The following is an 18,604-nucleotide window of genomic DNA, read 5'->3' as shown; positions in this document are numbered from 1 at the left end:
AACGAGGCACGGCGTGCGCGGATACGCTGGATGCATGCCCGCTGACGACACCGCCTCCCCCCCTGCCCGCCTCGCCTGGGGTCACGGTCTCGAGACGGTCGCCGCCGACGGCACCGTGCTCGACACCTGGTACCCCGCGCCGGCGCTCGGTACGCCTGACGACGGCGGCCCGTCGTCGGCGGACCTCGACGAGTTCGCCGGCCCCGACGTGCGGCGCGCCGTCACCGTGCGGCCCGTCACCACCACGATCGACCTCGACGCGGCACCCGCAGGCACGGCCGACGCGTACCTGCGCCTGCACCTGCTCTCGCACCTCGTCGTGCGTCCCAACGGGCTCAACCTCGACGGCGTGTTCGCGCACCTGCCGGCCGTGGTCTGGACGAGCGCGGGCCCGGTGCATCCGGCCGACTTCGACCGGTTGCGGCCGCGACTGCAGCGCGCGGGGATCCACGCCACGGGCCTCGACAAGTTCCCGCGCCTGCTCGACTACGTCACGCCCGACCGCGTTCGGATCGCGGATGCCTCGCGGGTGCGTCTCGGCGCGCACCTCGCACCCGGCACGACGGTCATGCACGAGGGATTCGTGAACTTCAACGCCGGCACGCTCGGCGCCTCGATGGTCGAGGGTCGCATCTCGCAGGGCGTCGTCGTGGGCGACGGCAGCGACATCGGCGGCGGCGCCTCGATCATGGGCACGCTCTCGGGCGGCGGCACCGAACGCGTGTCGATCGGCGAGCGGGCCCTGCTCGGCGCCAACTCGGGCATCGGCATCTCGATCGGCGACGACTCGGTGGTCGAGGCGGGCCTCTACGTCACCGCGGGCACCAAGGTCGTCGTGCTCGGCGGCGCCGGCGGGGAGGGCCGCACCGTGAAGGCCCTCGAGCTGTCGGGACAACCGAACCTGCTCTTCCGCCGCAACTCGCTCAACGGTCGGGTGGAGGTGCTCTCCCGCACGGGCGAGGGCATCGTGCTGAACGCCGCGCTGCACGCCTGACGGTCTCGAGACGCGTCGCCGGCGCCCGCGCTCCTCGAACTCCGGAGCGGTACAGTGGTGTGCTCAGGCCGCCGCGGGGCGGCCGTCGCCATGCGCCGCACGAAGGAGTGACGTGGGTACCGACGCACCGAGAACCCGTCGGCACGGGGGCCTCCGGTTCCTCACCGTGATGCTGGTCACGGTGCTCGTGCTCGTGGTCGCCGCAGCAGGATTCGGCTGGTGGACGGTGCAGCGCTCGTTCCCAACGACCGCCGGCCGCATCGAGGCGCCGGGTCTGAGGGCCGCCGTCACGGTGTATCGCGACGACGCCGGGATCCCGCAGCTCGTCGCCGAGACCGACCATGACCTGTTCTTCGCCCAGGGCTTCGTGCACGCCCAGGACCGGTTCTGGGAGATGGACTTCCGCCGGCACGTGACCGCGGGGCGCCTCGCCGAGCTCTTCGGCGAGTCCCAGATCGCGACCGACACGTTCATCCGCACCCTCGACTGGCGCGGCATCGCCGAGCAGGAGTACCAGCTCCTCGACGAGACCTCGCGCGCCCTCTACGAGGCGTACGCCGCCGGTGTGAACGCCTACCTCGACGAACGCGACGGCTCCGCGCTCTCGCTCGAATACGCCGTGCTCGGACTCCAGAACCCGGGCTATTCCCCCGAGCCCTGGTCGCCCGTCGACTCGATCGCGTGGCTGAAGGCCATGGCCTGGGACCTCCGGTCGAACCTCGGTAACGAGATCGACCGCGCGCTCCTCGCGACCGCACTGCCGCCGGACGAGGTCGCCCGGCTCCATCCCGACTTCCCGTGGGGCGAGAAGCCCACCATCGTCGATGGCCTCGCCGCGGCCCCCGCGACGCTGGGGGTCACCCCGCTTCGCGAGGTCGACGCGAGTGCGAAGATGGATGCTCCGGATGCTCCGGATGCCCCGACCACCGATCTCACGACGTACGCTGCTCCCCTGGCGTCGCTTCGCGCTGCGGTCGACGCCATCCCCGAACTGCTCGGCCCCGAGGGCGGCGACCTCGGCTCCAACTCGTGGGTCGTCTCGGGCGCGCACACCGAGTCGGGCATGCCGCTGCTCGCGAACGACCCCCACCTCGGCCCCGCGATGCCGTCGATCTGGACGCAGATGGGCCTGCACTGCGCCGAGCTCCGCGACGACTGCGCGTTCGATGTGGCCGGCTACACGTTCTCGGGGCTGCCCGGCGTCATCATCGGACACAACGAGCGCATCGCCTGGGGGTTCACCAACCTCGGCCCCGACGTGGCCGACCTCTACCTCGAGCGCGTCGAGGGCGACACCTACGAGCTCGATGGCGTGATGCTGCCGCTCACCGTCCGCGAGGAGGTCATCGAGGTCGCCGGCGGCGATGCAGTCACCGTGACCGTGCGCTCCACCGCCCGCGGACCCCTCGTCAGCGACGCGGGCGGCGACTACGCCACGATCGCCGAGAGCCCCGCCGCGGCATCCGCTGAGGGCGACGTCGGCAACGCCGTGTCGCTGCAGTGGACGGCGCTCACGCCCGGCAGCACGGCGCAGGCCGTCTTCAACATCAACCGCGCACGCGACTGGGACGGATTCCGTCAGGCCGCCGCGCTCTTCGATGTCCCTGCCCAGAACCTCCTCTACGCCGACGTGGACGGCAACATCGGCTATCAGGCACCCGGACGCATCCCCATCAGGAAGTCCGGCGACGGCACCGTGCCGCTGCCCGGCTGGACGAGCGCGAACGGCTGGTCGGGCACCGTGCCCTTCGACCAGCTGCCCTCGGTGCAGAACCCCGAACGCGGCTACCTCGTCACCGCGAACAACGCCGTGAGCGCGAACGGCCCGATGTTCACGCGCGACTGGGACCACGGGTATCGCGCCGCGGGCATCGAGGGGCTGCTCGACGAGCGCATCGCCGCGGGCGAGAAGCTCACGGTCGACGAGCTCGCCGAGATGCAGCTCGACACCGCCGACGCGAACGCCGCGACCCTCCTTCCCGTGATCGCGGAGCTCGAGCTCGACGGCGACGCCGCACGCGGCGCGGCGCTCCTCGAGGGCTGGAACGCGCGCGCCGACGCCGACAGCGCCGACGCGGCGTACTTCGCGGTGTTCTGGCGCAACCTCCTCGACGGCATGTTCGGGTCCCTGCCAGAGGACACCCGACCGAAGGGCGGCGATCGCTGGTTCACCGTCGTCGGGGACCTCCTCGACGAGCCCGACGCCCGGTGGTGGACGAACGACGACCTCGGCGTCGCCGGCCGTGACGCCATGATCGGGCACGCGCTCGAGGCGGCGTGGCGCGAGGCATCCGACCGCATGGGCCCCGCCAGCGACTCGTGGCGCTGGGGCAGATTGCACACCCTGACCCTCACGAACTCGACGTTCGGCGAATCGGGCATCGCCCCGATCGAATGGCTCTTCAACCGTGGGCCGTTCGCGCTCGGCGGCGGTTCGGACATCGTGAACGCCATCGGCTGGGACGTGTCGCAGGGCTACGAGGTCAACTGGGTTCCGTCGATGCGCATGGTCGTCGACGTCGGCGACTTCGACGCCTCGCGCTGGGTGAACCTCACGGGTGCGTCGGGCCACGCGTTCCACCCGCACTACGACGATCAGGCCAAGCTGTGGCAGCGCGGCGAGATGCGCGAGTGGCCGTTCACGCTCAGGTCGCTGCAGGATGCCGCGCACGACACCCTGCACCTGCGCCCGGCGGGCACCGACTGACGTCGAGCACCGCCCGAGGGCGGCTCAGGCCCCGGGGTAGCGCCGCTCGGGCTCGCCCACGTAGAGCTGCTGCGGGCGACCGATCTTCGTCTGGGGATCGAGGTTCATCTCACGCCAGTGCGCCATCCAGCCGGGCAGCCGGCCGATCGCGAAGAGCACCGTGAACATGCGCGTGGGAAAGCCCATCGCCTTGTAGATGACGCCCGTGTAGAAGTCGACGTTGGGGTAGAGGCGACGCTCCTTGAAGTAGTCGTCCTCCAGCGCGATCTGCTCGAGTTCCTTGGCGAGGTCGAGGAGCGGGTCGTTCACGCCGAGGCCGGCGAGCACCTCGTCGGCCGACTCCTTCACGAGCCGCGCGCGCGGGTCGTAGTTCTTGTAGACGCGGTGGCCGAAGCCCATGAGCTTCACGCCGTCCTCCTTGCGCTTGACGCGCTCGACGAACTTCGCGACGCCCTCGCCCGAGTCGCGGATCTGCGCCAGCATCTGCAGCACGGCCTCATTGGCACCGCCGTGCAGCGGGCCCGAGAGCGCCTGGATGCCCGCGGAGATCGACGCGTACAGGTTCGCGCCCGTCGAACCCACGAGTCGCACGGTCGACGTCGAGGCATTCTGCTCGTGGTCCTCGTGCAGGATGAGGAGGCGGTCGAGCGCCTTGGACAGCACGGGGTCGATGATGTACGGCTCGGCCATGTTGCCGAAGTTGAGGCGCAGGAAGTTGTCGACGAAGCTCAGCGAGTTGTCGGGGTAGAGGAAGGCCTGCCCGGTGCTCTTCTTGTGCGCGTACGCCGCGATGACCGGGAGCTTCGCGAGGAGCCGGATCATCGTGAGTTCCACGTCGTTGAGGTCGTGGGGGTCCGACGAGTCCTCGTAGTACGTGGAGAGCGCCGACACCGCGCTCGAGAGCACCGACATCGGGTGCGCCGTGTGCGGCAGCGCTGAGAAGAATCGCTTGAGGTCCTCGTGCAGGAGCGTGTGGCGGCGGATCCGCTCGTCGAACTCGCCGAGCTGGTTGGCGGTGGGGAGGCTGCCGTAGAGGAGCAGCCAGGCCACCTCGAGGTAGGTCGAGTGCTCCGCGAGCTGCTCGATCGGATAGCCGCGGTAACGGAGGATGCCCTGCTCGCCGTCGATGTAGGTGATCTTCGACTGGGTGGACGCGGTGTTGACGAAGCCGTAGTCGAGCGCGGTGAGACCGGTCTGGCGGGTGAGGGTCGACAGGTCGATGCTCGAGTGGCCGTCGACCGCCTCCCGGACCGGGAACTCGGCCGTGCCGTCGGCGAAGCTGAGGGTGGCGGTCCGGGGCTCGTGCCCGGGTGCCTGCTGGTTCACGACGTCGCTCACGGCGCCTCCTGTGATCGTCACTTGCGCGGTCACCTGCCTTCGGTCAGGGGCCGATGGCCGCGGCCCGAATACAGCCTAGACGTGCTCGGGGCACACTGTGACATCCGCCAAGAGGGACCGGCATTCGTTGGACCGACCGCACAGTCGCGCCGTCAGACGGCCGCGGAGGCCCGCAACCGCTCCGCCGCGGCCGAGATGCGTTCGTCGGTGGCGGTGAGGGAAAGCCGCACGTGCTCGGGGTAGTGCACGCCGTAGAAGTGCCCGGGACCACCGAGGATGCCGAGGTCGGCGAGCCGGCCCAGGCTGTCCCACGCGTCGCGACCCTCGGTCGCCCAGAGGTAGAGGCCCGCCTCGCTGCGGTCGATGCGGAAGCCGGCCGCCTCGAGCGCCGACTTGAGCGTGGCGCGGCGGGCACGATAGCGCTCCTTCTGCTCCACGACGTGCACCTCGTCGCGCAGGGCGACGGCCATCGCGTGCTGCAACGGCTGGGGCAGCATGAGGCCCGCGTGCTTGCGCACGTTCGTGAGCCGGGCGATCACGGTGCGGCATCCGGCGACGAACGCGGCCCGGTAGCCGGCCATGTTCGACTGTTTCGAAAGGGAGTAGATGACGAGCGTGTCGCGTCGATCGCCGTCGGTCACTGCGGGGTCGAGCAGGCTGGGCACCGGTTCATCGGCCCAGCGGCCCTCCCAGCCGAGCTCGGCGTAGCACTCGTCGCCCACGATGACCGCGCCGACTTCGCGGGCCCGGGCGCGGGCCGCACGGAGCTCCTCGATGGTGAGCACCCGGCCGTCGGGGTTGCCCGGGCTGTTCAGCCACACCAGCCGGGTCTGCGCGGGCCACTCCGACGGGTCGTCGGACGCCATGGCGGTTGCGCCGGTGAGCACGGCACCCATCTCGTAACTGGGATACGCGGCGCGCGGATGCACCACCACATCGCCCTCGCCGAGGCCGAGCAGGAACGGCAGGAGCGCGACGAGCTCCTTCGATCCGATGGTCGGCAGCACGTTCGCCTCGGTGAGACCCGTCACGCCTCGCCGCCGCTCGAACCACTCCACGATCGAGGTGCGCAGCTCGGGCGTGCCAACGGTCGTGGGGTAGGCGTGCGCATCGGTGGCGGCCGCGAGTGCGTCTCGCACGATCACCGGCGTGGGGTCGACGGGCGAGCCGATCGACAGGTCCACGAGGCCGTCGTGGTGCGCCGCCGCCCGTTCGCGGTACGGACCCATGAGGTCCCACGGATAGTCGGGCAGCTCGCCGCGCGCCATGCTCAGTGGACCTGCGGCGGCAGGGCGGCGACCAGCGGATGGTCCTTCGGGATCACGCCGATCTTCGCGGCGCCGCCCGGCGACCCGATGTCGTCGAAGAACTCCACATTGGCCTTGTAGTAGTCGGCCCACTGCTCGGGGAGGTCGTCTTCGTAGTAGATCGCCTCGACCGGGCACACGGGCTCGCAGGCGCCGCAGTCGACGCACTCGTCGGGGTGGATGTACAGCGAGCGTTCACCCTCGTAGATGCAGTCGACGGGGCACTCGTCGACGCAGGCGCGGTCTTTGACATCGACGCACGGCAGGGCGATGACGTAGGTCACTTTGGCTCGGTGTCCTCTCGGAGGGCTGGGCTTCCAGTCTATGCGGCCCCGGTCGCCGCGCGTCGCCGAGCGGGAAGCTCGGGCCACGCCACGACGAGCACGGCAACGAGCGCGGGCGCGACGGCCCACACGGTGCCGCGGACGTCACCGGTGACGAGTACCGACCCCCCGGGGCCGGGCAGCGTCAGCAGCGCCACCGTGCCGACGATGCCCACCGCCGCACCGACGGCCGCCAGCCGGCCGCCGGCGACGAGCCGGACGCCGACGAGGAGCGCGAGCACGCCGACGATCGCTGCGACGAGCCCCCACGGCACCACCACGGCGCCGATCGACAGCTCGTTGCGGTGGCCGATCGTCGCCACGGAGCCGTAGATGATGCCGACCAGGATCCCCAGCGCGAGGATGCCCGCGCGTGAGGTCCAGGTCGACGTGTCGGCCGCGGGGGTCACTGCGCCTTCGGCGTCACCGTGTAGGTGACCGTGCTGCCCTCGCCGGCGAGCAGCACCAGGTATGCGGAGCCGGTGTAGACCTTCGCGCCGAGCTGGCCGCCCGAGACCGACGTGTCCTCGGTGAAGCCGGCCGCTTCGAGCTCGCCGGCCGCGTCGGCGAGCGCATCGCTCGACGTCGTGGTGACCGCGATGATCCAGCCCTCGGTGCCACCGGCGCCCGCTGACAGGCCGATCTTGCCCTCGAGCACGGGCACCTCGGCCGGGAAGTCGGCGGGCAGCTCGCCCGAGAGGCTCACGTCTCCGCCGGTGGCCTCCTCGACCGCGCCCTCGACGCTGCGGTTCACGAGCTCTTCGATCGGGTTCGCGAAGCATCCGGTGAGGAGCGACGCGGTGACGCCGGCGATCGCGACGGCCATCGCGGCTCGGGTCGTGATGGGCAGGGTGGGCATGCGGGCTCCTCGAGGGTGCGAAGGGGGTCGCGGCGCACGCGGCATCCGCTCGTGTCGGATTCTATCGGCCGGGGCCGTCGGGACGATGCCGTAGCGTGGTGAGCGGTGCGGCAGGGGCCGCTCGGGGAGGATCGATGACGATGTCGGATGCCGCAGCAGGAGGAGCGACCACCGAGGGCCCGGCGGTGCGGGTCGAGCTGGAAGGCGGGGTCGCGGTCGTCACGATCGATCGACCGTCCTCGCTCAATGCCCTCTCGGCTCAGGTGCTCTCCGAGCTCGAGTCCGTCTTCACCCGGCTCGCCGACGAGCGCGACCTCCGAGGCGCACTGCTCGTGGGTGCCGGCGGCCGCGCGTTCGTGGCCGGGGCCGACATCCGCGGCCTTGCCTCGCTCCAGCCCGAGCCCGCTGCCGACCTCGCCCGCCTCGGCCACCGCGTCGCCGCGGCGATCGAGGCGCTGCCCGCTCCCGTGATCGCGTGCGTCGACGGGTTCGCCCTCGGCGGAGGGCTCGAGGTGGCGCTCGCCTGCGACCTCATCTATGCGACGGATGCCTCGGCCTTCGGCCAGCCCGAGGTGCGGCTCGGACTCATCCCCGGGTTCGGCGGCACCGTGCGACTCCCCCGCGCGGTCGGCCTCGCCCGGGCCAAGGAGCTCATCTACACCGGGCGGCGCATCGGCACCGACGAGGCGGTCGCCCTCGGCCTCGTCGCGCGCCGGTTCGCCGACCGCGACGCGCTCCTCGCCGGCGCCCGCGCCACCGTTGCCGAGATCTCCGCGAACTCGCCGACCGCGGTGGCGATCGCCAAGCGGGTGCTCGTCTCCGCGGCAGGCACGCCGACCGACGTCGCCTCAGCCCTCGAGGTGCAGGGCTTCGAGAGCGCCTTCCGCACCGATGACATGCGGGAGGGCGTCAGCGCCTTCCTGGAGAAGCGGGAACCGCGTTTCGGCGGCTGACTCGAACCTCGGGCTGCCTCGGCTCAGCCGATGCGCGCGCTGAGCCAGGCGAAGCCGTCGAACCGCACGCCGTCGGCACCGAACATCTCGAGGTGCAGGTGCGGGCCGGTGGACTGCCCGGTCGAGCCGACGAGGCCGAGCTGCTGACCCGCGCTCACGCGCTGGCCCTCGGACACCGCGAGCGAGCCGTACTGCATGTGCGCGTACGACGAGGTGATGAGCTCGCCGCCGATGTTGTGCTGCACCTCGACGTTCACGCCGAGGCCGCCGCCGTTCTCGGTGGCGAGCACGACCACGCCATCGGCGATGGACATGACCGGGGTTCCGTTGCCGGGATTGAAGTCGACCCCGTCGTGGTACGTGGAACAGCCGGAACAGGGCGCCGCACGCGGACCGAAGCCCGAGGCACGCTTCTCGGCGTTGATGACCGGCCACACGATGAGGTCGGACTCGATCACGGCGACGGTGCCGATGCCGGCCACCTGGGAGACGATGGGCGGCGGTGCCGCCTCGATCGCGTAGCTCTCGCTCGCGATCGGCGACAGCTCGGCCTCGCTCGCGACCTCGATCGTCTGCGAGCGCAGTGAGATCGTGTCCTCCACGACGGGTGCGTAGACGGAGGCGCGGTGCTCGGGGTCGGTGGCCGTGACGGCGAGCGCGGGAACGCTCGTCGCGATCATCATGCCGCCGACGAAGGTCATCGCGATCGTCGAGAGGGCGGGACGAAGACCGCGCGACGCAGTGCGTCGGCGACCGCGGGTCGGCTGCGACTTGGGAGCGCTCGCCGCGGTGTGAACGGCGCGGGGAGCGCCGGGTTCACGTGAGGGACGGGGTCGGATTCGGACAGGAGCGGGGGCGGCCGCACGGCGGCCGTGGGTTTTTGGGGGATTCATTCAGTTGCGAAGTTCGGGTTCGGGGGCTTCGGACGGTAAGCGGCCACCGTACGCATCGAGTCTGAGAATTTCCCGTTACCGTTCCGTGATCTGGCATCCGGTGCCGAAGACCACGGCCGAAACGACGAGAGCGGATGCCGCGTGAGCCCGCGACATCCGCTCTCGGCTGAGCTCAGCCGAGCTCAGGCCTGCTTCTTGAGGCGCGACACCGCACGCGCCCGCGCCGTCTGGTCGAGCTCGACCTTGCGAATGCGCACCTTCTCGGGAGTGACCTCCACGCACTCGTCCTCGCGCGCGAATTCCAGGCACTCCTCGAGCGTGAGCTGGCGCGAGGGCGTCATCGACTCGAAGGTGTCCGAAGTGGACTGACGCATGTTCGTGAGCTTCTTCTCCTTCGTGATGTTCACGTCCATGTCGTCATTGCGCGAGTTCTCACCGATGACCATGCCCTCGTAGACCTCTTCGGTGGGATTCACGAAGAAGGTCATGCGCTCCTGCAGGGCGATGATCGCGAACGGGGTCACCACGCCCGCGCGGTCGGCGACGATCGAGCCGTTGCTGCGCGTCGTGATGTTGCCGGCCCACTCGCCGTAGCCGTGCGAGATCGCGTTCGCGATGCCCGTGCCACGGGTGATGGTGAGGAACTCGGTGCGGAAGCCGATGAGCCCGCGGCTCGGCACGATGAACTCCATGCGCACCCAGCCGGTGCCGTGGTTCGCCATGTTGTCCATACGGCCCTTGCGGGCGGCGAGCAGCTGCGTGATGGCGCCGAGGTACTCCTCGGGTGCGTCGATGGTGAGGTGCTCGTACGGCTCGTGCACCTTGCCGTCGACCGTCTTCGTGACCACCTGGGGCTTGCCGACCGTGAGCTCGAAGCCCTCGCGGCGCATCTGCTCGACGAGGATCGCCAGGGCGAGCTCGCCGCGGCCCTGCACCTCCCACGCGTCGGGACGGCCGATGTCGAGCACCTTCAGCGACACGTTGCCGACGAGCTCGCGGTCGAGGCGGTCCTTCACCATGCGCGCCGTCAGCTTGTGGCCCTTGACCTTGCCGACGAGGGGCGACGTGTTCGTGCCGACCGTCATCGAGATGGCGGGGTCGTCGACGTGGATCGCGGGAAGGGGGCGCACGTCCTCGGGATCGGCGAGCGTCTCGCCGATCGTGATCTCCTCGATGCCGGCGACGGCGATGATGTCGCCCGGGCCCGCCTCCTCGGCGGGGAAGCGGTCGAGGGCCTTCGTCTTCAGCAGCTCGGTGATGCGCACGTTCGAGTGCGAGCCGTCGTGGCGCACCCACGCGACCGTCTGGCCCTTGCGGATCGTGCCGTTGAAGACGCGAAGCAGCGCCAGTCGGCCGAGGAACGGCGACGCGTCGAGGTTGGTGACCCACGCCTGCAGCGGGGCCTCGTCGTCGTACGTCGGTGCGGGGATGTGCTTCAGGATCGCCTCGAACAGCGGCTCGAGGTCGTCGCTGTCGGGCAGGCTCCCGTTCTCGGGCTTCGTCGTCGAGGCTCGGCCGGCCTTGCCGGACGCGTACACCACGGGAACGTCGAGGACGGCATCGAGATCGAGCTCGCCGTCGGTGCCGGCCGACACCGCGTCGTCGGCGAGGTCGGACGCGAGCCCGAGCAGGAGGTCCTGACTCTCGGTGACGACCTCGTCGATGCGGGCGTCGGGACGGTCGGTCTTGTTCACGAGAAGGATCACGGGCAGCCGCGCCTCGAGCGCCTTGCGCAGCACGAACCGGGTCTGCGGCAGGGGGCCCTCGCTTGCGTCCACGAGGAGCACCACGCCGTCGACCATCGAGAGGCCGCGCTCGACCTCGCCGCCGAAGTCGGCGTGGCCCGGGGTGTCGATGACGTTGATGATGACGGGGCCGGATGTCGCGTGCACGCCCGCATACTCGATCGCCGTGTTCTTGGCGAGGATCGTGATGCCCTTCTCGCGCTCCAGCTCGTTCGAGTCCATCGCGCGCTCGTCGACGTGGGCGTGCTCGGCGAAGGAGTGGGTCTGCTTGAGCATCGCGTCGACGAGCGTCGTCTTGCCGTGGTCGACGTGGGCGACGATCGCGACGTTGCGCAGGTCGTTGCGGGTGGCGTTAGCCATGTGGTGGATTCCTCGCGGTGGGGCATCCGTCGGTCGATCGCGAGCGTGCGGGCTCGGATCGACGGCGCGGAAGCGCTTGATGAGAGTCTGTGGGAGCGCGACGACCGTGAATCGACGGTTCGCGCGCCTCTACACTACCGTGCCCGCCCGAACGAACGCCGTGTGCCTCCGGCGCGCGCCGGCGGGAACGACGAACGCCCGGTCCCCGACGAGCGGAGACCGGGCGTTCGCGGCATGCGGTCGGCTAGGCGCCGAGCTCGATGCTCGCCCCGGGGATGGCCGCGAGGAGGTCGCGGGTGTACTGCTCCTTGGGGTCGTCGAACACCTCGTTGGTGGCCGCCGCCTCGACGATGCGCCCCTTCTGCATCACGCAGACGTTGTCGGCGATGACGCGCACGACCGCGAGGTCGTGGGTGATGAAGAGGTAGGTGAGCTGCAGCTCGGCCTGCAGGTCGGCGAGCAGGCGCAGGATCTGCGCCTGCACGAGCACGTCGAGCGCGGAGACCGCCTCGTCGAGCACCACGATCTCGGGCTTCAGGGCCAGCGCACGCGCGATGGCGATGCGCTGGCGCTGTCCGCCGGAGAGCTCGTTCGGGTAGCGGCCGACGAGCGACTTCGGCAACGACACCTGGTCGAGCAGCTCGTACACGCGCTCGCGACGCGAGGCCTTCGTGCCCACCTTGTGCGTGAACAACGGCTCAGCGATGGTGTTGCCGATGTTGCGCAGCGGGTTCAGCGAGCCGTACGGGTCCTGGAAGACCGGCTGCATGCGGCTGCGCAGCTTGAACAGCTCCTGGCCCGTGGTGGACGCGAGGTCCTTGCCGCCGACCACGATCTTGCCGCTCGTGGCCTCCTCCAGCTTGAGGAGCATCTTGGCCACGGTCGACTTGCCCGAACCCGACTCGCCCACGAGCGCCGTCGTGGTGCCCTTGGCGATCTCGAACGAGACGTCGTCGACCGCCGTGAACTCGCCCGACCCGCGGATCTTGAACACCTTGGTGAGGTGCTCGACGATGATCGCGGGCGGTGCGGATGCCGCAGTCTCGAGCATCTCGGCTCGAGCCTCCGCCGTGGCGACCAAGTCGATCTCCTCGCCGGCGACCGCCGAGGCATCCTCCGAGATCGCGGCCTCGGCGGCCTGAACGCTGCCGGTCGCCTGGATGCGGCGTGAGGCGAGGCTCGGCGCCGCGGCCACGAGCCGCTGCGTGTACGGGTGCTGCGGGTTCTGCAGGATCTCGACCGACGGGCCCGACTCGACGACCTTGCCCTTGTACATGACCACGAGCTGCTCCGCACGCTCGGCCGCGAGGCCCAGGTCGTGGGTGATGAACAGCAGGGTCGTGCCGAGCTCACGGGTGAGTGACTCGAGGTGGTCGAGGATCACGCGCTGCACCGTGACGTCGAGCGCCGAGGTGGGCTCGTCGGCGATGAGCAACTGGGGGTCGGCCGCGAGGCCCATGCCGATCAGCACGCGCTGGCGCATGCCGCCCGAGAACTGGTGCGGGAACTGCTTCAGTCGGCGATCCGCGTCTTGGAGCCCCGCCTGCTTCAGCACCTCGATGGCGCGCTTCTTGACCTCCCTGCGACCGGTCGCGATGCCGTTGGCCTTGATGGCCTCCTCGACCTGGAAGCCGATCGACCACACCGGGTTGAGGTTCGACATCGGGTCCTGGGGGACGAAGCCGATCTTGCGACCGCGGATCGCCTCCATCTCCTTCTTCGACGCCTTGGTGAGGTCCTCGCCGTCGAGCAGGATCTGGCCGCCGGAGATGTGTCCGGTGCCGGGGAGGAGGTTGATGATCGCGTGGGCGGTCGTCGACTTGCCTGATCCGGACTCCCCCACGATGGCGAGGCTCTGCCCGCGATACAGCGTGATGTTGACGCCGTCGACGGCCTTCAGAAGGCCCTCCTGGGTGTTGAACCCGACCTGGAGGTCCTTGATCTCGAGGATCGGACGCTCACCGCGGCCGTCGTTGTCCTGGAACACGTCGGTTCCGTGCACGGTCTCGGTCATCGCTGGGCCCTCGCCTTCGGGTCGAGTGCATCACGGACGACTTCGCCGAGCATGATGAAGCTCAGCACGGTCACCGACAGTGCGATGGACGGGTAGATGAGGGTCTGCGGTGCGGTGCGCAGGTCCATCTGCGCCGCCGAGATGTCGTTGCCCCACGACATGGTGTTCGAGGGCAATCCGACCCCGAGGAAGGAGAGCGTCGCCTCCGCAACGATCGCCGAGGCCAGCGAGATCGTCGTGATGACGATGACCGGGGCGATCGAGTTGGGCAGCACGTGGCGCAGCAGGATCCGGAATCGGGAGACACCGAGGGCGGTTGCCGCCATCACGAAATCGGCGTTCTTCACCCGGAGCACCTCGGCTCTCAGTACGCGAGCCGTGGATGGCCACGCGAAGATGCCGATGGCGAGCGAGATCACCCACACGTTGGCGTACTTCGAGAGCACCGACATCACGACTACGGCCGCGAGGATGTAGGGGATCGAGAAGAAGATGTCGCCGAGTCGCGAGAGCAGCGAGTCGATGAATCCGCCGTAGAACCCGGCGAGCGCCCCGAAGACGATGCCGAGGAACGCCACGAGGAACGTGACGATGAGGCCGACGGAGAGCGAGGTCGAGGTGCCATGGATGATGCGCGAGTAGATGTCGCATCCCTGCTTGGTGAAGCCCAGCGGATGCCCGTCGGCCGGTCCGCCGTTGCTGTTCGCCAGCTGGCAGTCGTTGTTGGGCGCCACCTGCGTGAACCAGCTCGGGAACAGCGCCACGATGACGACGAGCAGGATCATTGCAGCTGAAATCCAGAACATCGGCCGCTTGCGGACGTCGGCCCAGGCATCGCGCCAGAGGTTCGAGGGCTTCCCCTCCGCCTTGACGGAATCGATCGCGACGAGCGGGGTCTCCTCGAGGGGAGCGACGAAGTGCTGCTGATCGGGTCGGGTGTTGGCGTTACTTGGCATAGCGGATCCTCGGGTCGAGCACGGCGTACAGCAGGTCGATCAGCAGGTTGACCAGGAGGTAGATCAGCACCATCACGGTCACGAACGCGACGACGGTCGGGTTCTCACCGCGGATGATGGCCTGGTACACCGTGCGACCGACGCCCGGCACGTTGAAGATGCCCTCGGTGACGACGGCGCCCACCATGAGGATGCCGAAGTCGACCGCGAGGTAGGTGACGACCGGAATCAGCGAGTTGCGCAGGATGTGCACCGGAACGATGCGCCGACGGGAGAGGCCCTTGCTCGCGGCGGTGCGAACGAAGTCGAGGCTCTCCGTCTCGATGACCGACGCCCTCGTCAGTCGCACGATCTGGGCGAAACTGCCCGTTGCGAGCACCAGCGCGGGTAGCACCAGATCCTGGAGGGGGGCACCCGTGCCCACCGTGGTTCTGAACCAGCCGAGCTGGATGCCGAAGACGTACTGGCCGACGAAGGCGACGACGAAGATCGGCAGCGAGATGAAGATGAGGGCGACCACGAGCGCGCTCGCGTCGAAGATGCCCCCCTTGCGGAGACCCGAGATCAGCCCGACGGTGATGCCGCCGACCATCAGGAAGAACGTCGAGAGCGCCGCGAGACGGAGTGTGACCGGGAAGGTCTGCGCGAGGATCTCGGTGACCGGCTGGCCGGAGAACGAGACGCCCAGGTCACCACGGAAGATGTTGCCGAGGAAGATCAGGTACTGGACGATGAACGGCTGGTCGAGGTGGTACCGCGCACGGAGCGCCTCGAGCACCTGCGGGGGCGGGGACTTCTCGCCGAAGAGGGCGATGATCGGATCTCCGGGCATCGCGAAGACCATGAAGTAGATCAGGAAGGTGGTGCCGAGCAGCACGGGGATGGTCTGCAGCAATCGGCGCACGATATAGCCGGTCATGGATCATGCCCCGCAGTTCGTGAGAGTTGACATCGATTAAACCTCGTCGTCGTGGGTTCGTCCACACGATGCTACGCCGATCGGGCGGGCGTCGCGGGATTACGTGGGAGTGGGGCGGCAGCCTGTCGGCCGCCGCCCCACGGGCGGGTCAGAGTCTAACCCCGGCTCGCCTCGGAACGAGAATTTACTCGCTCTTGGTGACCTCGTGCAGGATCGGCCAGCCGTCCCAGCCGAACTTCACGTTCTCGACCTGCTCACCCCAGGCGCCCATGGCGTTCGTGTACCAGAGCGGGATGACGGGAAGGTCCTCGAAGAGGATCTCCTGAGCCTGCTGGAACTTCTCGATGCCCTCCTCGACCTCGGTCGCCGAAGCGCCCTCGTCGAGCAGCTTGTCGAACTCGGGGTTCGAGTAGTCGCCGTCGTTCGAACCGGCACCCGTGCCGTAGAGCGGGCCGAGGGCGTTGAACATCGACGGGTAGTCGAACTGCCATCCGGTGCGGAACGCGGTCTGCGTGGTGCGGCTCGTGATCATCGTCCGGTGCTCGGCGAAGGTCGGGATGGGTGCACCCGACGCATCGATGCCGAGGTTGTTCTTCAGCTGGTTGGCGACCGCGTCGACCCAGCCCTGGTTGGGGCCGTCGGCGTTGTACTGGATCTGGAACGCACCAGACCACGGGGCGATGGCGTCAGCCTGCGCCCACAGTTCCTTCGCCAGCTCGGGGTCGAACTCGAGCACCTCGGCACCGGGGATGTCCTCGGAGTAGCCGTCGATGACCGGCGCCGTGAAGTCCTTCGCAGGCGTGCGGGTGCCGTTGAAGATCACGTCGGTGATCTCCTCGCGGTCGATCGCGTGGGACACGGCGGCCCGGCGGAGCTTGCCCTCCTCGCCACTCCAGTGCGGCAGTCGCTCGGGGATCGTGATCGTGGCGTTCGCGGCCGACGGCTGGTTCACCGCGCGGCCCTCGAAGTCGGTCTCGAACGTCTGGAGCGCACTGTCGGGGATCGTCTGGATGACGTCGAGATTGCCGCCCTGAAGGTCGGCGTACGCGGCATCGTTGCTGGCGTAGAGGATCATGTCGACGCCGGCGTTCTGCGCCTCGCGCGGGCCATCGTAGTCCTCGTTCTTCACGAGGTCGATGCGCTCGCCGTGCTGCCAGGCACCCTCGCCGTCGAGCATGTACGGGCCGTTGCCGATCGGGTTCTCACCGAAGGCCTCGGGGTCCTCCCACGCCGCCTCGGGCAGCGGGAAGTACGCCGTGTAGCCGAGGCGCAGCGGGAAGTCCGACTCGGGCTGGCTCAGCGTCACCTCGAACGTGAGGTCGTCGACGACCTCGAGGCCCGACAGCTCGTCGACGTTCTCGTCGTAGCTGAAGCCCTCGATGCTCTCGAAGAAGTAGCTCGAGAGCTGCTCGTTGTCGAGTGCAGCGCCGTAGTTCCAGGCCTTGACGAACGATTCAGCGGTCACGGGCTCGTCGTTGGTGAACGTGAGGCCATCGCGGATCTTGATCGTGTAGGTCTGCGCGTCCTCGGTCTCGATCGACTCGGCGACGTCGTTGTGCGCGGCGCCCTCGGCGTCGTAGTAGACCAAGCCGGCGAAGAGGTTCTGGATGACCAGACCACCACCGACCTCATTCGTGTTGGTCGGCCACAGCGGGTTCTGGGGTTCGATGTTGTCGACCGAGACGATTGCGGCCGAGTCGCCGGCAGCGCCGGTCGACCCGGCGTCACCGCTGGTGCAGCCGGAGAGCGCGAGCGCCCCCGCAGCCGCAAGAGCAATGGCGGCAACGCCAGTTCTCTTGATCTTCAATGTTCCTCCTGTGAGATGTGCGTCGACAGCTCGGCTTCTGGCCGCGCTGGAGCGCTGGTACCCCGAGACTATGAAGCGGCCACCCCGGGCGCAAACTCTTCGGGAAACCGTTACCGACGCGCAATCTACCAATCGGAGGCCGTGCGGATTCCTCGTTTTCAGCGCAGGATTCTTGCGTCCTCGGGCAGCGTGCGAGGATATCCGCATGTCGGCTGCACGGCGCCTGCGGGTCGAGATGGTCATCGTCCTCGGGCTCTCGCTCGGGGCATCCGCCGTGTACGCCGTGGTCTCGCTCATCGCGAAGCTCACCGAGGAGCGTGCGCTCGGCGACCAGTCCGTCGCACTCAATCCCTCGCGATCGCCCCGCGAGTGGCTCGACTTCACGTACCAGCTGCTCGATCCGCTGTTCGGCCTCTTCGCGGTCGCGCTCGTGCTCTACCTGCTGTGGCACCCCGGGGTGGACCCGTTCCGTCGCATCGGACTCGATGCCTCACGGTTCGGCCGGGACGCGGCATCCGGCCTGCTCCTCGTCGCCGTGATCGGCGTGCCGGGGCTCGCGCTCTACGCCGCCGGGCGGGCGCTCGGGGTGACGGTCGCCGTGCAGACGTCACCGGCGGACTGGTTCTGGTGGACGGTGCCGATCCTCGTGTTCCGTGCCCTCGAGGCCGCGCTCACCGAGGAGGTCATCGCCGTCGGCTACCTCTTCACGAGGCTCCGCGAGCTCGGCGTCGGCCCATGGGCGACCATCGTCTCGAGCGCCCTGCTGCGCGGCACGTACCACCTGTACCAGGGCTTCGGCCCGTTCATCGGCAACGCGGCGATGGGCGTCCTGTTCGGCTGGTGCTACCACCGCTGGGGGCGCACGATGCCGCTCGTCGTCGCGCACTTCGTGCTCGACGTCGTGTCGTTCGTGGGCTATCCGCTCGCGGTCGGCTGGTGGCCCGAGCTCTTCGTGCCGTCCGCGGCCTGAACCTTCGTGCCGTCCGCGGCCTGAACGGCACGCAGCGGATGCCGCGGCCGCGGCGCCTGCGCCACGTGCTCGCTGCGCCGCAGCGCGACGACGGTCGCGGGCATCGGCGGCAGCGCCTCCTCGGGCGGCTCGACCCGCAGATCGGAATCGGCGGCGCGCACGCGTGCCATCTCATGCCAGCTCCGCCGACTCGGCGTGCAGACCGCGGAGAACCCCTCCGCGCCGAATACGGCTCCGCTCGCGAAGCCCGTGAACGACTGGGCGCGGCGCAGTGCCTCCGCCGTACCGGGGTCGCGGCGCTCGAGGAGGTCGGCGCGTCGTTCGGGGCCGAGGCCGCCGGCCGCGAGCACCGAGGTTCCGATGAGCAGGCCCACGAACGCGACGGACGCGAGCGTTGCGATGAGATCGACCGAGAACATGCGAACCCCCAGAGCCGAGAGAACCTCAGTGTACTCCCGG

Annotated in this window: 16 protein-coding genes; 4 read left to right on the top strand and 12 right to left on the bottom strand. The window is 69.3% G+C overall.

Annotated elements, in window-relative coordinates; all coding sequences use genetic code 11:
• The first annotated feature begins 34 nt into the window (after nt 1–34).
• Together dapD and AB0K73_RS12480 are read left to right on the top strand one after the other, a co-directional pair.
• The gene (gene dapD, locus AB0K73_RS12485) at nt 35–994 is read left to right on the top strand and encodes a 2,3,4,5-tetrahydropyridine-2,6-dicarboxylate N-succinyltransferase (RefSeq protein WP_360513444.1); all 960 of its coding nucleotides are present in this window, start codon (nt 35–37) and stop codon (nt 992–994) included.
• Nucleotides 995–1,106: 112 nt separating this feature from the next.
• Nucleotides 1,107–3,701 (top strand): penicillin acylase family protein, encoded by a 2,595-nt coding sequence (locus AB0K73_RS12480; protein ID WP_360513446.1) that lies wholly within the window; start codon nt 1,107–1,109, stop codon nt 3,699–3,701.
• A gap of 24 nt (nt 3,702–3,725) precedes the next feature.
• Here AB0K73_RS12480 and AB0K73_RS12475 read toward each other — a convergent pair whose 3' ends face one another.
• From AB0K73_RS12475 to AB0K73_RS12455, 5 genes are all read right to left on the bottom strand, one after another.
• Complete coding sequence (locus AB0K73_RS12475; RefSeq protein WP_360513448.1) at nt 3,726–5,039, bottom strand: citrate synthase; 1,314 nt, start codon at nt 5,037–5,039, stop codon at nt 3,726–3,728.
• Between the two features lie 152 nt (nt 5,040–5,191).
• On the bottom strand, nt 5,192–6,307 hold the full coding sequence (gene dapC, locus AB0K73_RS12470) for a succinyldiaminopimelate transaminase (protein ID WP_360513450.1): 1,116 nt from the start codon (nt 6,305–6,307) through the stop codon (nt 5,192–5,194).
• Between the two features lie 2 nt (nt 6,308–6,309).
• Nucleotides 6,310–6,630 (bottom strand): ferredoxin, encoded by a 321-nt coding sequence (fdxA, locus tag AB0K73_RS12465; protein WP_360513452.1) that lies wholly within the window; start codon nt 6,628–6,630, stop codon nt 6,310–6,312.
• Between the two features lie 38 nt (nt 6,631–6,668).
• Nucleotides 6,669–7,079, bottom strand: coding sequence for a histidinol dehydrogenase (locus tag AB0K73_RS12460; RefSeq protein ID WP_360513454.1), 411 nt, complete (start codon nt 7,077–7,079; stop codon nt 6,669–6,671).
• Entirely contained in the window at nt 7,076–7,528 is a 453-nt protein-coding gene (locus AB0K73_RS12455; protein ID WP_360513456.1) for a hypothetical protein, read from the bottom strand. Before AB0K73_RS12455 ends, AB0K73_RS12460 begins: the two co-directional genes overlap by 4 nt.
• Before the next feature lie 140 nt (nt 7,529–7,668).
• On the opposite strand from AB0K73_RS12455, the gene AB0K73_RS12450 reads away from it, so the two are divergent.
• On the top strand, nt 7,669–8,481 hold the full coding sequence (locus AB0K73_RS12450) for an enoyl-CoA hydratase-related protein (protein WP_360513458.1): 813 nt from the start codon (nt 7,669–7,671) through the stop codon (nt 8,479–8,481).
• A 23-nt stretch (nt 8,482–8,504) separates the two neighbouring features.
• Here AB0K73_RS12450 and AB0K73_RS12445 read toward each other — a convergent pair whose 3' ends face one another.
• From AB0K73_RS12445 to AB0K73_RS12420, 6 genes are all read right to left on the bottom strand, one after another.
• On the bottom strand, nt 8,505–9,182 hold the full coding sequence (locus tag AB0K73_RS12445; protein ID WP_360513460.1) for a M23 family metallopeptidase: 678 nt from the start codon (nt 9,180–9,182) through the stop codon (nt 8,505–8,507).
• Between the two features lie 374 nt (nt 9,183–9,556).
• Entirely contained in the window at nt 9,557–11,479 is a 1,923-nt protein-coding gene (typA, locus tag AB0K73_RS12440) for a translational GTPase TypA (RefSeq protein ID WP_360513462.1), read from the bottom strand.
• A 244-nt stretch (nt 11,480–11,723) separates the two neighbouring features.
• Nucleotides 11,724–13,493, bottom strand: a complete 1,770-nt coding sequence (locus AB0K73_RS12435) for an ABC transporter ATP-binding protein (RefSeq protein WP_360513464.1) — start codon at nt 13,491–13,493, stop codon at nt 11,724–11,726.
• On the bottom strand, nt 13,490–14,449 hold the full coding sequence (locus AB0K73_RS12430; RefSeq protein ID WP_360513466.1) for an ABC transporter permease: 960 nt from the start codon (nt 14,447–14,449) through the stop codon (nt 13,490–13,492). The genes AB0K73_RS12435 and AB0K73_RS12430 overlap by 4 nt, the downstream gene beginning before the upstream one ends.
• Nucleotides 14,439–15,368, bottom strand: a complete 930-nt coding sequence (locus AB0K73_RS12425; protein WP_360513467.1) for an ABC transporter permease — start codon at nt 15,366–15,368, stop codon at nt 14,439–14,441. Before AB0K73_RS12425 ends, AB0K73_RS12430 begins: the two co-directional genes overlap by 11 nt.
• A gap of 184 nt (nt 15,369–15,552) precedes the next feature.
• On the bottom strand, nt 15,553–17,175 hold the full coding sequence (locus tag AB0K73_RS12420; RefSeq protein WP_360513469.1) for an ABC transporter substrate-binding protein: 1,623 nt from the start codon (nt 17,173–17,175) through the stop codon (nt 15,553–15,555).
• A 205-nt stretch (nt 17,176–17,380) separates the two neighbouring features.
• On the opposite strand from AB0K73_RS12420, the gene AB0K73_RS12415 reads away from it, so the two are divergent.
• The gene (locus tag AB0K73_RS12415) at nt 17,381–18,145 is read left to right on the top strand and encodes a CPBP family intramembrane glutamic endopeptidase (protein WP_360513471.1); all 765 of its coding nucleotides are present in this window, start codon (nt 17,381–17,383) and stop codon (nt 18,143–18,145) included.
• On the opposite strand, the gene AB0K73_RS12410 is transcribed toward AB0K73_RS12415, so the two are convergent.
• The gene (locus AB0K73_RS12410; RefSeq protein WP_360513473.1) at nt 18,091–18,564 is read right to left on the bottom strand and encodes a hypothetical protein; all 474 of its coding nucleotides are present in this window, start codon (nt 18,562–18,564) and stop codon (nt 18,091–18,093) included. The genes AB0K73_RS12415 and AB0K73_RS12410 overlap by 55 nt on opposite strands.
• Nucleotides 18,565–18,604 lie beyond the last annotated feature (40 nt).

Source organism: Agromyces sp. NPDC052230 (assembly GCF_040679595.1).
Classification (GTDB): Bacteria; Actinomycetota; Actinomycetes; order Actinomycetales; family Microbacteriaceae; genus Agromyces.
Note: the sequence above shows the minus strand (reverse complement) of the source record. Positions and strands in the feature narration are given on the sequence as shown.

Excerpts from the sequence above, each read along its gene's own strand:
- dapD (WP_360513444.1), top strand. The coding sequence starts at position 35 with ATGCCCGCTGACGACACCGCCTCCCCCCCTGCCCGCCTCGCCTGGGGT.
- dapC (WP_360513450.1), bottom strand. The coding sequence starts at position 6,307 with ATGGCGCGCGGCGAGCTGCCCGACTATCCGTGGGACCTCATGGGTCCG.
- AB0K73_RS12455 (WP_360513456.1), bottom strand. The coding sequence starts at position 7,528 with ATGCCCACCCTGCCCATCACGACCCGAGCCGCGATGGCCGTCGCGATC.
- AB0K73_RS12450 (WP_360513458.1), top strand. The coding sequence starts at position 7,669 with ATGTCGGATGCCGCAGCAGGAGGAGCGACCACCGAGGGCCCGGCGGTG.
- AB0K73_RS12445 (WP_360513460.1), bottom strand. The coding sequence starts at position 9,182 with ATGACCTTCGTCGGCGGCATGATGATCGCGACGAGCGTTCCCGCGCTC.
- typA (WP_360513462.1), bottom strand. The coding sequence starts at position 11,479 with ATGGCTAACGCCACCCGCAACGACCTGCGCAACGTCGCGATCGTCGCC.
- AB0K73_RS12435 (WP_360513464.1), bottom strand. The coding sequence starts at position 13,493 with ATGACCGAGACCGTGCACGGAACCGACGTGTTCCAGGACAACGACGGC.
- AB0K73_RS12430 (WP_360513466.1), bottom strand. The coding sequence starts at position 14,449 with ATGCCAAGTAACGCCAACACCCGACCCGATCAGCAGCACTTCGTCGCT.
- AB0K73_RS12425 (WP_360513467.1), bottom strand. The coding sequence starts at position 15,368 with ATGACCGGCTATATCGTGCGCCGATTGCTGCAGACCATCCCCGTGCTG.
- AB0K73_RS12415 (WP_360513471.1), top strand. The coding sequence starts at position 17,381 with ATGTCGGCTGCACGGCGCCTGCGGGTCGAGATGGTCATCGTCCTCGGG.
- AB0K73_RS12410 (WP_360513473.1), bottom strand. The coding sequence starts at position 18,564 with ATGTTCTCGGTCGATCTCATCGCAACGCTCGCGTCCGTCGCGTTCGTG.